This window comes from Brachyspira catarrhinii (assembly GCF_005518285.1).
Lineage (GTDB): Bacteria > Spirochaetota > Brachyspiria > Brachyspirales > Brachyspiraceae > Brachyspira > Brachyspira catarrhinii.
The window spans coordinates 1-591 of the sequence record NZ_SJDU01000725.1 but is presented as its reverse complement, the minus strand read 5'-3'; the positions used below and the strand labels follow the sequence as shown (position 1 = coordinate 591).

General features: G+C 34.7%; 1 protein-coding gene. It reads right to left on the bottom strand.

What is annotated here, in order from left to right:
• Positions 1-455, bottom strand: a 455-nt coding sequence (locus EZH24_RS13205) for a hypothetical protein (protein ID WP_137999465.1), incomplete at its 3' end; no start/stop codon positions are given.
• Positions 456-591: the final 136 nt, after the last annotated feature.

The window sequence follows — 591 nt, the reverse complement described above, 5'->3', positions numbered from 1 at the left end:
CCTTGAGCATTTACATATAAACTGTCTATTTCATATTTTTTAGGGTCTGATGTTTCTTCCCAGTATGCCCCCTCTGACAATTTGCTTGGTGCTAAATTGGTTTCGCTTGTTGCTGTATCTGCCTGTAAGCATTTATATGCTTGGCTTCCGCTCACATAATAATCGCCTGCGGCGTATTGTTTGATGTTTGGAACTGTTTTTGTTTCCAAAACATTAATTTGTCCCATAGCATTATTAGTAAAAAAAGAGTTCAAAAAACTTTCAGTATATGAACCTTCTTTTAATCCTAAATCTGCTATTTCGCTTTTACTAATTGTTTTTAAAGTATTAGCTTGTAAATTAGTATCTCCATAGCTTACTACACCAAAAACTCTAGTATAGTCCGCAGGAGTATTTACGCCTAAAACTTTGACATTGACTATTACAGGTTGTAATGGATTAGGTCTATTAGCCATTATTTATTTCCTCCTTAATTGTTAGGCTCGCCTCGACAAAAAGTCCCTAGCTTAACGCTAGGCGTCTCGGCTCGCTTCATCTTCTAAATTAAATAAAGTTATTTTTTGTTCATTGACTTGAACGATTATTGTTTTT